This window comes from Corallococcus carmarthensis, assembly GCF_003611695.1.
Taxonomy (GTDB): domain Bacteria; phylum Myxococcota; class Myxococcia; order Myxococcales; family Myxococcaceae; genus Corallococcus; species Corallococcus carmarthensis.
Map to the genome: position 1 here is coordinate 1 of NZ_RAWE01000029.1, position 11,935 is coordinate 11,935.

15 protein-coding genes are annotated in these 11,935 nt (G+C 69.0%); 1 reads left to right on the plus strand and 14 read right to left on the minus strand.

All coding sequences use genetic code 11. From position 1 onward, the window contains the following. Positions 1 to 89: 89 nt before the first annotated feature. The 8 genes from D7X32_RS10980 to D7X32_RS11015 all read right to left on the minus strand — a co-directional run bounded on the left by D7X32_RS10980 (position 90) and on the right by D7X32_RS11015 (position 7,459). Positions 90 to 386 (minus strand): hypothetical protein, encoded by a 297-nt coding sequence (locus tag D7X32_RS10980; protein WP_120602482.1) that lies wholly within the window; start codon positions 384 to 386, stop codon positions 90 to 92. A 137-nt stretch (positions 387 to 523) separates the two neighbouring features. After that, positions 524 to 961 (minus strand): hypothetical protein, encoded by a 438-nt coding sequence (locus D7X32_RS10985; RefSeq protein ID WP_120602483.1) that lies wholly within the window; start codon positions 959 to 961, stop codon positions 524 to 526. Between the two features lie 7 nt (positions 962 to 968). Next, positions 969 to 2,882, minus strand: coding sequence for a hypothetical protein (locus D7X32_RS10990; protein WP_120602484.1), 1,914 nt, complete (start codon positions 2,880 to 2,882; stop codon positions 969 to 971). A gap of 64 nt (positions 2,883 to 2,946) precedes the next feature. Beyond that, positions 2,947 to 4,284, minus strand: a complete 1,338-nt coding sequence (locus tag D7X32_RS10995) for a phage tail protein (RefSeq protein WP_120602485.1) — start codon at positions 4,282 to 4,284, stop codon at positions 2,947 to 2,949. Positions 4,285 to 4,293: 9 nt separating this feature from the next. Continuing rightward, on the minus strand, positions 4,294 to 4,689 hold the full coding sequence (locus D7X32_RS11000) for a hypothetical protein (protein WP_120602486.1): 396 nt from the start codon (positions 4,687 to 4,689) through the stop codon (positions 4,294 to 4,296). 5 nt (positions 4,690 to 4,694) lie between these two features. Beyond that, positions 4,695 to 5,390, minus strand: coding sequence for a hypothetical protein (locus D7X32_RS11005; RefSeq protein WP_120602487.1), 696 nt, complete (start codon positions 5,388 to 5,390; stop codon positions 4,695 to 4,697). A 7-nt stretch (positions 5,391 to 5,397) separates the two neighbouring features. Then, on the minus strand, positions 5,398 to 5,928 hold the full coding sequence (locus D7X32_RS11010; protein WP_120602488.1) for a hypothetical protein: 531 nt from the start codon (positions 5,926 to 5,928) through the stop codon (positions 5,398 to 5,400). A 1-nt stretch (position 5,929) separates the two neighbouring features. Next, a complete protein-coding gene (locus D7X32_RS11015; RefSeq protein WP_208752389.1) occupies positions 5,930 to 7,459 on the minus strand; it encodes a baseplate J/gp47 family protein in 1,530 nt (509 codons plus the stop codon). A 313-nt stretch (positions 7,460 to 7,772) separates the two neighbouring features. On the opposite strand from D7X32_RS11015, the gene D7X32_RS47820 reads away from it, so the two are divergent. After that, the gene (locus tag D7X32_RS47820) at positions 7,773 to 8,066 is read left to right on the plus strand and encodes a 4-fold beta flower protein (RefSeq protein WP_369333681.1); all 294 of its coding nucleotides are present in this window, start codon (positions 7,773 to 7,775) and stop codon (positions 8,064 to 8,066) included. 68 nt (positions 8,067 to 8,134) lie between these two features. Here the strand turns inward: D7X32_RS47820 and D7X32_RS11020 are convergent, their stop codons facing one another. Genes D7X32_RS11020 through D7X32_RS11045 form a run of 6 tightly spaced genes read right to left on the minus strand, consistent with a single transcriptional unit; the run spans position 8,135 to position 11,931 of the window. Then, positions 8,135 to 8,515, minus strand: a complete 381-nt coding sequence (locus tag D7X32_RS11020; protein WP_120602489.1) for a GPW/gp25 family protein — start codon at positions 8,513 to 8,515, stop codon at positions 8,135 to 8,137. Between the two features lie 10 nt (positions 8,516 to 8,525). Then, positions 8,526 to 9,200: a hypothetical protein gene (locus D7X32_RS11025; RefSeq protein WP_120602490.1), complete on the minus strand. Its 675-nt coding sequence runs from the start codon at positions 9,198 to 9,200 to the stop codon at positions 8,526 to 8,528. 8 nt (positions 9,201 to 9,208) lie between these two features. Beyond that, complete coding sequence (locus tag D7X32_RS11030) at positions 9,209 to 9,787, minus strand: phage baseplate assembly protein V (RefSeq protein ID WP_120602491.1); 579 nt, start codon at positions 9,785 to 9,787, stop codon at positions 9,209 to 9,211. A 10-nt stretch (positions 9,788 to 9,797) separates the two neighbouring features. Then, complete coding sequence (locus D7X32_RS11035; RefSeq protein WP_120602492.1) at positions 9,798 to 11,081, minus strand: phage late control D family protein; 1,284 nt, start codon at positions 11,079 to 11,081, stop codon at positions 9,798 to 9,800. Beyond that, on the minus strand, positions 11,078 to 11,419 hold the full coding sequence (locus D7X32_RS11040; RefSeq protein WP_120602493.1) for a LysM peptidoglycan-binding domain-containing protein: 342 nt from the start codon (positions 11,417 to 11,419) through the stop codon (positions 11,078 to 11,080). The genes D7X32_RS11035 and D7X32_RS11040 overlap by 4 nt, the downstream gene beginning before the upstream one ends. Continuing rightward, positions 11,419 to 11,931, minus strand: coding sequence for a CIS tube protein (locus tag D7X32_RS11045; RefSeq protein ID WP_120602494.1), 513 nt, complete (start codon positions 11,929 to 11,931; stop codon positions 11,419 to 11,421). Before D7X32_RS11045 ends, D7X32_RS11040 begins: the two co-directional genes overlap by 1 nt. Positions 11,932 to 11,935 lie beyond the last annotated feature (4 nt).

Here is an 11,935-nt window from a genome sequence, read left to right on the forward strand (position 1 = left end):
GGGCTTGCGGGGTGTCATTGTCTAGTCCTTTCGTGCGCCTTGGGCGGCGCGCGTGAGGCATGTGCGCTCTGTTTTTCGTGTATGACAAGTCATTGTGCGCTGGGGTTTTGTAGATGCGCGAAGCACTCCAGGTCGATGGCGCGCGGGTCGAGATGCACGAAGGAGGTGGTTCCGTCCGGGTGAATGGGGGCCGCGTCGATGCAGTCCTCGGCCGTGACACCCCCGAGGCGCGCCAGCTTTTCGTTGTCATTCACGTAGTAGTCATCTGCGTCCGGGTTGGCGTCGGAGCGGAGGCTACCGCGCAACACCGCGAAGATGCGGACCCTCTGCCCCCGGAGACCGGGGATTTCGTTGCCGAGGTAGGTGGTGTCGGTGCCGATAAACATGCGTGTCTCCCTGGCGCGCGGTGGGCAGCGCGTGAAGGCATACACGCTCTGCCTTGGGGGCATAGCAAGTCGAGGAACGAGGGATTCGCGACGTCCCGGGGCATCGCGGCGCGGGGGGGGGTGCTGACAGTGTATGTCTACTGACTGGACTCTTCAGGGGTGCGGGGCTGCTCGTCGGCGAGCACCGCGATTCGGAGGCCCTGCGGGAACCAGCGCTCGCGAGCCTCCTGTGACAGGGGATGCGTCACCACCTGTGGGGCGCTTCCACCCTTCGGCTTGAGTGCCCTGTGTAGGCGCCCGCGCTGGACGAGCTCTGCATGGAGATGGCCGACGAGGAGTCGGTGCAGGTGGCCGAAGCTGCCAGGCGCTGGATGCTCCGGCTCTCCTTCGGCCGCGCGAATGAGGAACTCGGAGGAGCGGCAAGAAGCGCACGGAGGAAGTTGGACGAGGCCGTCGTCCACGTTCTCACGGCGGGCGACGCCTACCTCCAGGGAGTCGAGTGCGGAGCGGTTGGTGCTGTCACACCGCGCACAGCGCTGCAGGACGTGCGTCTCGGCGATTTCGAGGAGGGCCATGGAGTCCTCAAGCGATGGCGATGTACGCGCCGAACCAGTACGTGGCCCCAAGCGCGGGGATGGTTTGGTGGCTGTAGAAGGCGAAGCCGTCCCGGTCCGGCACCATGACGGTGGGGTTGCCGGCGAAGCTGCCGCTGGTGGCGTAGGGGGTGAAGGTGAGGGAGGAGGGCGCTGTGGGAAAGCGACTTCGAAACGTCACGGAGCCGCCGCCAGGAAGCAGGTCATGCGCCGCGGTGTCGCTGTTGCAGTACTCCATGCCGAAGCGGCCCTCCTCGCGCAGGCCGCTGCCCGTCAACTCGAAGGCGGAGTTGTTGGAGGCAGTGCCCATGGACAGCCTCCAGGTGCGCGTCCACGTGGTGAAGGTGGCGGCCATGCTGTTGTCGTGGAGGAACTCGGCTTCATTGCGCGAGAGGCGGAAGCCCCCAGCGGAGAGGGCGGTGTCGTCCCGGGCCCAGGCACTGCCATTCCAGTCGGCATTCAACACGAACCACACGGAGGCATTGTCGGCGAAGAGGCGCAGCCTGCAGGCCGAGCTACCGGCACCTCGGGAGTCGAAGAGAAGGACGCGACCGGCGCCCAGGACGGGCTGGACGATGGCCTTGTGCTGGCCCGCCGCCGCCTCGTTGCCGCGGAAGTGCCCGCCGCTGAAGGCAGTGAGGGCTTCGGCGAGGGCCGCCTCGACGGTGCCTGCCGTGAGGAGGTTGCCCGTGTCCGCGACGGAGACAGCGGAGGCCGCGTGAACCCCAGCCCCCTGGGTGACGTGCCCGTTGAGGATGCCCAGCAGCGCGGCCAACTGCTGCTGCAGGCTGCTGGCAGGAAGGGCATGGGGCGTCCCGGCCAGCGCGTCTCCTCCGACGCGAGACGCCCCCGGGCTTCCGGCCGTCGTCTCGCCGAGGCGGGTGACGACCTCCTGGAGTTGGGCCTGCACGCTGGTGGCACTGACGTAGCCATGCGGCGAGGCGCCGATGGCGCTGGCATGGTGGGCCCCGGTGGCCGCGCCTTGGTGGGCGTTGAGGAAGCCCAGCAACGAGGAGAGCTGCGTGTCCACGGTGCCCGCCGGTAGGAGGTTGGGTGTGCCGGGCACCGCGTCCGCGCCGACACGGGAGGCGCCTGGGGCGCCTGCGACGGCGGTGGAGAGCTTGTCGACGACTTCGTCCACGGCCTCCTGCACGGTGGTGGAGGTGATGAAGCCGTGGGGCGCGTAGTCCACGGCATCGGCCCGGTGTCGCCGGGCGGCGCCGGAGAAGTGGCCGGCCAGCTCGGCGTCTACCTCGTCCAGCGTCGCCTGCACCGTGTCCGCGCTGGGGCTCAGGACGTCCCAGGTGCCACTCTCCACGGCCACGGAGGTGCCCCGGGCGAAGATGAAGGCCTGCCGGCGGGAGGTGTCCAAGTCCGCGGCGAGAATCTGCGTCTGCCCCGGGCGGCGCCGGACGTCACACAACAGCAGCTCGTCGGGCTGGATGGCGGGCTTGGGCGCCTGGCCGACGGGGCCCTCCGGGGCCTGGCGCACCACCAGCTCGAAGGCCTCGTCGCGGCGGAAGTACACCTGCTGGGAGTTGCCGTCCGTGCGTGGCTCGGACAGCAGTCGGGTGAAGCGCAGGAAGATGCCCACCCACCGCTCGCTGCCCGAGGTGGAGACGTCGGTGGGGATGCCGGAGACGTCCACCGCACAGTCCACTGTCTGCCCGGTGCCGAAGAAGATGCGCTGCCCGAGGTTGTCGTAGGCTCGGCCCGGGGCCGTCAGGTCGACAGAGAGGTTGGGCACGGGCGCGTGCGGCGCGGGCACCGCCCCGGAGATGACGCCGTGGACGCCCAAGTCAGAGGCGAGGTTTCGGTCCGCCTGCTCCGACTGCGCGAAAGCCAAATCCAACTCGGCCTCCGTCACGCGCTGCCTGAAGAAAAAATCCAGCCGGTTGCTCATGCCTGTGCCCTCCAGAGGAAGGCAAAGGCAGGGCGCGAGAAATCGGGGACATGCCGTAGGGCATTCAGTGCAGCGTCGTCGTCTCGCCCAGTTCGCTGAGTCCCAGCTCCCAGTGCTCCGGGAGAATGGGCGGCAGGGGCTCCACCAGGTCCACGAAGTGGGTGTGTGCGGGCTTGAGGTACTCGATGAGGGTGCGCAGGCGCTGGCGCTCCGCGGGCGAGAGGAGACGCTCCACCTCGACGTTGAAGGCGTAGCGGGCGAAGCGCTCCGAGGGGCCCAGCACCCAGTCCACGCCCAACTCGGACTCGCCCAGCACGAGGGTGTCCGAGGCGAAGGGGGAGATGGCCCTCACCTCGATGCCGAGGAAGAAGCGAATGGCGTTGCGCAGGCCCAGTGCGGTGCCCTTCTGCTTGTACATGTCCACGAGGATGGCGCCCAGGCGGCGCCGGGCGAGGCCGTCCAAATCGAAGGCGAAGGGGTTGCCCAAGTCCTGGAGGATAGCGTCCAGGAAGGCCTCCGGCGCGCGCTCCAGGTCAAAGACGTCGGGGAAGGCGTCCAAGTCGGCGAGGAGCAGGTCCGTCACCTCCTGGAGGCAGGAGATGAAGCGGCGCAGGTCGCCCGTCACGTCGTCCCGGCGGTTGTGGCGGGGCAGCATGTCCCAGAGCTGGAAGTGCCGGGAGGGCGGCCGGGCTGGCCGGAAGCCAGGAAAAGTGGCGCGGTGGTAGGGGGCGAGCACCGGGTTGCCGTGTGCGTCCGTCACGCCCTCTACTCGCACTTCGTACACCACGTCCGGCGTCAGCTCCGTGTCGAGGACGAGGTGGACGAGGGGGCCGTCCGCCGCAGCCTCGAGGGATGCGACTGGGACTGCGGGCGCACCGCGAGGCGTGAAGGTGAAGCGCGCCGAGGGCGGCACCCGGACGGACTCGTCGAAGGCGAGGCGCACGGACTTCGGCGCCAGGGCCTGGGCGCCCACGAGACGGGGGGCCGTCCTGTCCTCCACAGTGAAGGTGTACGTCTCGTCGAGGAGGTGCGCGGCGCCTGCCGTGGCCGAGACGACGCGCACGGAGACGGGGGCCTGGCTGGCCAGCGGCACCGCCGGGTGCAGCACCACGCGCAAGGTGTCCGCCGACTGCGTCACCTCCGCCAGAGGCCCCGCGAAGGCGGGTGTCACCTCTGCGCTGGCGCCGCCCTCGAATGCGAGGACTCCACCCACCCAGACGCGTGTGGCCGCCCGGGCGATGCCGTCCACGCCGACGTCCACCAGCTCCAGTTCCAGCACGGAGTCGACGGAGACGTCCTCCTCCCCTGGGCCCGGAGCGCGGTTGAGGAGAAGGGTGCGGCGCGTCTCGGCGAAGAGGGAGACGGTGTCGACGTAGAGGGTGGGCAGCTCAACCGTGGCCATGGGGCTTCCTCACTGGGAGACGAGCTCCAGGCGGACGCCCACCGTGTGGACACCGGAGAGCTTCGAGACGTTGGCGGCCAGGTCCGCGACGAGGCGCTCGCGGCCGGGGCGCCCGAGGCAGCGGGCGTACTTCACCCCGCCCACGACGAGGGACGCTTCCCAGGCCAGGCCCGCGGGGGCGCCTGAAGGCACACGGAGGCGCAAGGCGGCGCGGAACAGGTCCACGCCGGTGACGTCCACGGCTTGCGTCACCTCGGCGAAGTCCCCAGGGGCCAACTCGAATCGGCGCCCGGGCTCCTCGTCGCCGAGGACGAGGAGGTACTCGCCCGAGGCGGGCGTGCCCCGCTGGGGCCGGATGCGTCCCTGGCCCAGGCCGAGGCGGCTGGTAAAGGCGGTGAGGGCCATGGGCGTCACACCTGCCGGGACAGATCGAGCGAGTCGAAGTAAGCCCGGCGGGTGACGTCCCGCACGGCGAAGCCGAAGCCGCCACGGCCCGAGGTGAGGGGCTGGCTGCCGGAGTTGATGCCGAGGGCGTCGTCGATGAAATCGGCCATGCCCGGCACGGGCTGCCAGTCGGGAGGCGTACCGAGCGGGTGCGCGGCCAAGTCGCTGTGGAAGGCCTTGAGGACGACGTCGCCGTTGGCGTTGACGATGACGTCCAGCCGCAGGTGCAGCCAGGTGCCCTGCGAGAAGCTGGCCGAGGACTTCAGGAGGACGCCGGGGCCGTCCGCGTCAGGCAGGCCCGTGGCCACCGCGCCCTTGCGCAGCACCACCCGGTGCGGCTCGTCGTCGGAGAGGCCCAGGAGGTAGGCGGAGTCGTTGACGGAGGTGCCCTGGCCGCACAGGAAGAGGAAGGGCGAGAAGCCGGTGGGACCGCCACCGGTTCCGCGCTGGAGGCAGCCGCGGATGCTGCCTCCCTTGGCCATGGGGGCGAAATCGGGGAGGTTGGCGAAGAGACCCACTGCGCCCTGCGCGGCGGTGAGGGAGTTGAAGGCGAAGAGGAAGTTGCCACCGCCCGGGGGACGGGCAATGCCCGCCGTCACGCCCCTGTCCACGGTGGCGATGTCCAGTCCGCCGTTGAGGTAAGTCCAGTCTGCGAGTGCCATGGTGTCCTCATTGCGTGGCGGCCAGAGGCCACCCGGTGTCGAAGTCCTCGGTGGGCTGCGTGGTGCTGAAGAGGGCCTCGCGCGCCGTCACGTCTTCCCAGCGCCAGGCGTAGGTCTCGTTGGTGTGCCAGCGCTGCCCGAAGTCCTCCTGCGGTGAGTTGCTGAAGAGGCCCGCCAGGGAGGTGACGTCCGTCCAGTCCTTGAGGAAGAGCCCTTGGCCCCACGTCTCGACGGCCTGCCCCTCGAAGCGGTGCGGGACGAGTTGCGCGGGCGGCAGCTCGAAGAGGAAGCCGTCGTTGTCCCAACCTCGGGAGAAGGCCTCGAAGCCCTCGCGCTGGCCGGAGAAGAAGGCAAGGGCAACAGCGCCGTCGGAGAGAGAGGCACGCCACGTGTACCAGCGCTCGAAGTCCTCGCAGGACTCCTCCAGCACACCGAAGCCCGCCAGGGCTTCGAGGCGAGCCACCGCCGTCAGTGTCCAGTGGGCAGCCTCGCCGGGCCGTCCGCCCGCGTCCTCGAAGCTGGGGTTGAGGAGGGCCATGTCAGAGGAGCCCTCCGGTGTCCCCGTCCTGCAGGGTGACGCTGCCCAGCACCGACAGCTCCCGCACCGTCAGCTTCACGTCCGCCGGCAGGCCGTTCAGCGTCAGGTCCATGCGTGAGTCGCCCATCTTCCGCACTCCAGGCACATCGCGGATGACGTTGAAGACGTCCGACCAGGCCACCTCGCCGGCCGGGAAGCCCTGGGCGTCCTTGAGGTTGAATCCAAAGTCGATGCGCGGGTTGGGTGTGCCGTCAGGCTCGCTGACGCGGAAGTGGGCAGCCAGCGCCTGGCGGACGCGCGCGGCGACGTCCTGGGCTGAGGCGCCCTGGCGCAGGAAGAGGCGCGCGGAGATGTCCACGCGCCGGTACACCGGCTCCTGGACGGCCACCTGGAAGGTGAGGGTGCAGGGGTAGACTTCCGTCACCTGCCGCAGCACCTGGGCCTTGAGGGCGGGCGTGGGGACTCCGCCGCCCTGGGGCACCACGTAGAGGATGCCGGCATTCTCGGCGATGGTGGCGTCCTCGTTGGACGTCAGCATCAGGGCGCGCGCTACTCCGGGGAGGCGCCGGGCGTTGATTTCGAAGTCCTCGCGGGAGACGGTGCGCGTCAGGGCCCGGAGACTCTCGGGGGCGAGCAGCTTCGCGGAGGCCACCGTCTGCCTGTCCGCGCCGCCGGAGGCAGGGGCGGCGTTGCTGACGGACACCTGCACCGCGTGGCCGTGGGCGTCCCGGAAGCTGCCCTCCACGACGACGAGGCGCCCCGCGTCTACGTTGCCGGCCGCGCCGCCACCCGTCCTGTACACCACCGCCACGGTGCCAACGGGCGGCAGGCCGTTGACGCCGTTGCCGAAGCGGACGGTGGCCTTGTCCCCCTGGTCCACACTGACGAGGAAGTGGGCGTCGGAGGCGCGGGAGTTGAGGAAGGTGTCCACCTCGCTGAATGCACCCTGGGCAGTGGACACGAGGGCGGTGCCATCGAGGTAGGGCGCGAAGTCCAGGTGCGCCTCGAAGTCGGCGAGGCCGCGCGCGTCGAAGAGCTGGGTATGCGCCTTCGAGTGCTCCACGACGGCGAGGACGCGCGGTGGGTTGGCGCCGGCCGGAAGGGTGACGGACGAGAGGAGCTGGAAGCGGACGGCCTCCGTCACCTCCTGGGTGCGGACGACGGTGCCGGTGGGGAAGGTGACAGGGGCGGCGGGAGGCTGGGCCAGGCGCAGCTCCACTTCGGCTGTGGCCGCCTGCGCGCCGTGAAGCCGGTAGCCCAGCATGCGCGCCAGGGCGATGACGTTACGGCGCTGAGTGGCCGTGGAGAGGCGTGATTCGCGGGCGAGGTTGTCCTGGTAGAAGCCGAGGACGTCGCCGAGAAAGGCGTGCATCTCCAGCAGGACGTTGCCGAAGCTGGCGACGTCGAAGTCGCTCCAGTCCGGGAAGACGCTCTTCGTCAGCGCCACGAGGCGCGCGCGCAGGGCGTCGAAGTCGCGGTGGGTGTAGTCGGTGGACGCAGGAAGAAGTGGCACGTCGGCGAAGGCCTCCACCAGGAGACAAAGACCTTCGGCCCACTTCTTCAGGGGACACTGGAGGCACTTCTCCTGGTGATTGCCGCCCAGTGCAGTACTGTTTTGGTGCGTGGCGGTGACTGCTGCGGGATAGGGCGCGCCGTGTAGCGCCGTTCGCGCGTGTCTCGCCGGGCACAACCTCAAATGGTAGTCCCTGCTGCGTAATGATATCAGATGCGCAGCACCGTGCCTATTGCACTTGAGTGCCGAGCCGGAGCGCTCCCAGACATAGATAGTACGAGGGTCGGCTCTATGTCGCTTGGTCGGGTTACAGCAATGGAGGAACTCCGAAATGGCTCAGTGGCTCTACAACTCGTCGGGTCAACCGGTTGCATTCGTTAGTGGTGGAGACAAGGTGTTTTCACACAGCGGCCAGTTCATTGGTCGCCTGGATAAGGACGAAGTGTGGCATGGCGCCTACAAAGGTGAGGTCGTCCAGGGCGACTTGTTTCTCTATAAGAATGGCAAGGGTTCAACGATGAGGGGTACCCCTGGCACCCCTGGCACCCCTGGCATACCAGGGAGGCCTGGGACGCGCGGGGCGCGCGGACTGCCATTCGGATATTCCGACGTCGACCTCGATTAAAGATCGGTTCAGGTAAGTGGCAGTACTGCTGGAACTAACTCTTCGGATGCCCAGTAGACTGCCGCTGCTCAGCCAGGGAGGGGAACGTCGAAGTCCGCTGTCGTGTCACCCTCGCGTACTCGCACACAAAGCGTCAGCATGGCTGCATCCTGCTCGACGCGGACCTGCACGAACTGGACGCCAGGCAGCCAGCGAGCGAGGGCATCACGGACGTACACACGCGCCAGCTCCGCCAGCACGGTGTCGTTGCGCTGGTGGCGAAGGCGCGAGAGTCCGGCCCCGAAGCTGGTGCGCCAGGGCAGCTCGCCGGTGGAGTGGGGCGTGGCGCCTTCCGTCAGCAGCACCTGCCGCACCTTCGAGGCGAGCAGCTCGGCCCCGGTGCCGGAGGCGAAGTCGCGCTTCTTGTCTCTGCGGAAGGGGACAAGGAGATTCTGGAGCGCCCGACTCATGACGTCCTCCTCACGGAATGGGGATGGCCGCGCGCACCTGCTGCAGCGCGCGGACGATGGCGTCGAGGGGCGCAGTGGCCTCTTCCAGGGCGCTCCCCTCGAGGCTGGAGAAGTCCGGCACCTGGGGGCCGCCCACCAGCCCCAGGAAGACGTTGAGGAGGGCCATGAGCTGGGAGAGGGCGGCCAGGGCCTTGCCGACGTTGGCGGCCTCCTGGGCGACGTTTGCCTCCGCGCAGCCGGCCACCGCGAGGAGGCCCGCGTCCCCAATCTGGGCGGCACGTTGCCGGGCCCGCGCCACACTCGAAAGGCGCAGCTGCAGGTGCAGGAGTTGACCACGGGCATGGCCCAACTCGCCCAGGACGATGTCGATGACGCCGACCACCGTGTACGGCACCGAGAGCTGGGGGACGAGACGGAGCAGCTTGGACACCTTCTCGGCCAGCTTCGGCAGTGCTGCTGCGATGGCCGTCGGATCCGGCGGAGGTCCCAGCGCGTCAGGTATCGCCTTCACGACGTCGACGAGGGCCAGCACCGCGCCGATGATGTCGAAGAGGGGCGTGAGCGGCGCGAGCGCTGGCTGGACGGCCTGCAGGAGCTGGTGGTGCTGTAGGGTGGCGCCGCCGGGCAGGGTGAGCGTGGGCGCTTCGGGAAGCGGGGGGATGTGGATGCAGATGGGCAGCGCCATGGGCTTCCTCAAATCGGCTCGGCGATGGGTCGCACCACCCGCCCGGCAATGGTGACTTGGGCTGCTTCCAGAGAGATGGCTCCCACCGCACGCAGACTGAGGGCGGTGGTGGCTTCCAAGGTGACGGTGTTCTCCTCCGCGTCGAAGGTGAGGCAGTCGCCCGTCTTCCGGTTGGTGAGCTTCAGCTTTCGGTGGCCAACCGACTCGTTCAACTCCACGCGGAAGGTGGGCGTAGCGAGGACGCGGTTGTCGGGCGGAGACACCTGGGCTTCTTCGGGCACCTCGCTCTGACCGCCGGGCCGCCCCCAGTGCGCGCTGAGGTAGTAGGGGGCGTCCACGTCTCCCTGGTTGAAGAAGACGGCCACCTCGGCGCCCACGTGCGGCACCGCGAAGAAGCCCGTGTCCTTGGCGCCCCCGCCGGAGGTGCCCAGGGGCCAGGCCCAGGCGGACTCAGGCTCGAGGACGCCGGGGATGCACACGCGGACGCGGCCGAGTCTCTCCGCGTCCTCGCGCTGCGTGACGTAGCCGACGTACATGCCCAACAGGCGCGTGTCGTGGGTGAGGAGGTCGTCGTCGAAGGTGCTCATGGTGCGTTTCTCATGGTGGGGGACTGCCGCTCGCCTCGGGGTCTCCCGCGCCGAGAGGCTGCCCGTTAGCGCGGTACTCGACGTGTGTGCGTCCCGACTTCTCGTCGACGACTTCCAGCTCCGTCAGCACACCGCCCGTCGCGGGCGCACAGACGTTGGGCTGACCGCCCTGGGGCTGGCCCTGCTTCTCAGCGCTGGCTTGCTGACGCTGCCCCGTGCCGTCACGCGACAGCTTCAAGTCCGTGGTGTAGCCGGAGGAGGAGAGGACGTGCTTCGCCTCGGTGACGTAATACTTCCCGGACAGGAAGCTGGAGATGCCGCGCACCTCCACGACGGACTTCGCGCGCAAGCTGGGGTTGCCCACCACCTGGAGGGACAGCTTTACGGTGCCGGCTTCCGCGCGCCGGAAGCGGGCCTCGGACTCGCGCTGGGCCTGGGCAGGTGTCGACGCCGAGGTGGGCTGGACGCTGGTTGTGCTGTTGCGAAGTTGCAGCGAAGTGGTGCCCGTGCGCTTGTCCACCACCTCGAGGAAGTCCGCGAGGGTGGTGCGCTCCACGGTGGCGCTGCTCGCCTGGGCTTCGATGTTCGCCTTGGCCATGGCGTCCCGGCCACGCACTTGAGCCTTCCCCACGCGGCGGCCCAGTTCGGACTCGACGTTGACGGAGAGGATGTCGCCCCGGCCCGCGTCGGAGTACCACCACAGCACATGGGTGGGGGCTGAGGCCTGGTTTCGCGGGGCGAAGGTGAGGCCCCTGTCGTCGACGTGGAACTCGAACTCCTCCCGCGCGGCCAGGCGCCGGAGGAGGCGCGCATCCGTCTCCCCAGCCTGATGGATGGTGTCGAGGGGCTCTCCCGTGTCCTCGACGTGGACGGAGTTCCCCTCGTAGCCGTACTCGGCGGCCACCTCGCGCACCACCTGGCCGCGCGTCTTGCCCGTCCAGGTGCGCGTCTTCGCCTCTCGGTGCATGAGGGTGCTGAGGGCTTGCCCCTCGACGGTGAGCACCTGGAAGCCCTTCAGCTTCTTCACGACGACTCGCCGCGGAGGAGCCATGAGCCCCGGGTAGCCCCAGGACACCTCCAGCACCGCGCCGCCCACCAGCTCCACCCTGTCGAAGAGGGCCAAGTCGAAGTTGTCCAACTGGAGAGACAGCTTGTCGGCCTTCTTCGCGGAGTCCTCGAAGGTGAGGCTGAGGACGCGGCCCTCGAGGGAGAGGGGCTCGCCGCTGCGGGCCTTCTCATGTGCCAGCAGCGTGAGGCGCACGCCAGGCGCGCTCCTGTCGAGGGGGGACGTCATTCGGACACCCTCCGCCGCTGCTCGCTGAGGATGACGTCGGTGAGGACGCGCAGCGAAGGGATGAAGAGGCGCCGGCCAGTCTCCAACTCCAGCGTCGCGTCGATGATGGGCTCCGGCTGGAAGTCGGCGAGTGCCCACCAGAATCCGCAAGCGCGCGGCAGGGGCGCGAAGTAGCGGCCGGCCAGCCCCCAAAGGGAGTCACCCTGGGCGACGAGGTGGACGCGCGTGTCCGCATGCGGCTGGAAGCCGTAGGGGACTCTCTCGGTGAGGAAGAGGCAGCCCACCTCGTCCCGCACACCGAGGCAGAAGGAGTAGCGGCTGCCGGCGTGAGGGGCCACTACGGCACCTCCTGCCGGAACTGCTCGGAGGTGACGCGCGTGTCCAACACCTCCTCGAAGGTGACGGTGGCGGTGTAAACGAGGACGCGGCCGTCGACGGCGAACTGGCGGTACTGGAACTCCACGCTGGCGACGACGCACTCCACGGTGAGGACGCCGGGCCAGAGGACGAGGACGCGCGGTGGCACCGTCGTCAGCACACCCTCGGTACCGGCCGGGGGCACGGTGAGAGCGCGCAAGAAGGCACGGAACGCCATGATGTTGGACGTGTCGGCCTGCTGGGTGGCGAAGAAGGCGTCCAGGTAGAACTCCACGCCCGCCAGTTGCCGGTTGGAGGTGCTCTGAAATTGGAGCACCTGGTGGGAGAGGCCCGGCACCGCGAGGCGGTTCCAGTTCACCTGGAGCTTCTCCACCAACTGCGTGGGGTTGAAGAGGCACTCCATGGCCTCGCCGGTGAGGACATTCGCCAGCACGCAGCGAGGAGGACGGGCGAGGCCAGCAGCGAAGGACACGTGG

Coding starts and splice junctions, on each gene's coding strand:
- D7X32_RS11025 (WP_120602490.1), bottom strand. CDS start 9,200: ATGGCGCTGCCCATCTGCATCCACATCCCCCCGCTTCCCGAAGCGCCC.
- D7X32_RS10985 (WP_120602483.1), bottom strand. CDS start 961: ATGGCCCTCCTCGAAATCGCCGAGACGCACGTCCTGCAGCGCTGTGCG.
- D7X32_RS11000 (WP_120602486.1), bottom strand. CDS start 4,689: ATGGCCCTCACCGCCTTTACCAGCCGCCTCGGCCTGGGCCAGGGACGC.
- D7X32_RS10980 (WP_120602482.1), bottom strand. CDS start 386: ATGTTTATCGGCACCGACACCACCTACCTCGGCAACGAAATCCCCGGT.
- D7X32_RS10995 (WP_120602485.1), bottom strand. CDS start 4,284: ATGGCCACGGTTGAGCTGCCCACCCTCTACGTCGACACCGTCTCCCTC.
- D7X32_RS11030 (WP_120602491.1), bottom strand. CDS start 9,787: ATGAGCACCTTCGACGACGACCTCCTCACCCACGACACGCGCCTGTTG.
- D7X32_RS11005 (WP_120602487.1), bottom strand. CDS start 5,390: ATGGCACTCGCAGACTGGACTTACCTCAACGGCGGACTGGACATCGCC.
- D7X32_RS11020 (WP_120602489.1), bottom strand. CDS start 8,515: ATGAGTCGGGCGCTCCAGAATCTCCTTGTCCCCTTCCGCAGAGACAAG.
- D7X32_RS11035 (WP_120602492.1), bottom strand. CDS start 11,081: ATGACGTCCCCCCTCGACAGGAGCGCGCCTGGCGTGCGCCTCACGCTG.
- D7X32_RS10990 (WP_120602484.1), bottom strand. CDS start 2,882: ATGAGCAACCGGCTGGATTTTTTCTTCAGGCAGCGCGTGACGGAGGCC.
- D7X32_RS11010 (WP_120602488.1), bottom strand. CDS start 5,928: ATGGCCCTCCTCAACCCCAGCTTCGAGGACGCGGGCGGACGGCCCGGC.
- D7X32_RS47820 (WP_369333681.1), top strand. CDS start 7,773: ATGGCTCAGTGGCTCTACAACTCGTCGGGTCAACCGGTTGCATTCGTT.